Source organism: Dellaglioa sp. CoH-56-MRSF-13, assembly GCF_056782095.1.
This window is the reverse complement of record NZ_JBXAYC010000031.1, coordinates 1-638: the sequence shown is the minus strand read 5'-3', so window position 1 is coordinate 638 and position 638 is coordinate 1. Positions and strand designations below refer to the sequence as shown.

2 protein-coding genes are annotated in these 638 nt (G+C 56.7%); both read left to right on the top strand.

Translation table 11 applies throughout. The annotated features are described in order from the left end of the window. Positions 1-363 (top strand): RNA ligase (locus AC1RP1_RS07690; RefSeq protein WP_481762672.1); only part of this gene is annotated, 363 nt, incomplete at its 5' end. Then, on the top strand, positions 363-638 hold a 276-nt coding region (locus AC1RP1_RS07685), incomplete at its 3' end, for a hypothetical protein (protein ID WP_481762671.1). The genes AC1RP1_RS07690 and AC1RP1_RS07685, both read left to right, overlap by 1 nt.

Genomic DNA, 638 nt, shown 5'->3' with positions numbered 1-638 from the left:
CTTCACAAGTTTTTCAACATGGGTGAAAAAGCTGAACTCATGCCCGAAAAGCTGCTGGAGCGCGCGGCGCGTGGTGAGCTTGCCGGCATCTACGATAAGATCGATGGGTCGATGGTGAGCACCTCGTATTCGCACGACGACGGCTTTGCGTGGCGCTCGAAGAAGTCGTACGCGTCAGATACGGTTCGAGCGTTCGAGCGCGAGGTTCCCAAAAACATCGCAGATTTTGCGCGTGTGGTTGCGGCCTCGGACCATACGGCCACCTTCGAATTCGTGGACCCTGAAAGTCAGGTGGTGTTCGTTACGATCGGCCGTCCATCACGCTGCTGCACGTTCGGGACAACAGGACCGGCGAATATGTGATGATGAATCCGTTTCACCACGTGTGGAACATGATTCATGAGCGACGTATACCGGTAGCTCCGAACCGCATCCACGAAATGACGCTGGAGCAGGCGCTAGCTTCGCTCGAAAGCATGGAGGATGCGGAGGGCTATGTCTTTCAGTTTGACGATGGCGACATGGTAAAAGCCAAGTGCGATTGGTATGCACGCGCACACCGCGCGGTGTCCTATCTGCGCGAGCGTGATGTGGCGGTGCTGGCCCTGAACGAAGAGCTGGACGACGTGAAGGCGATC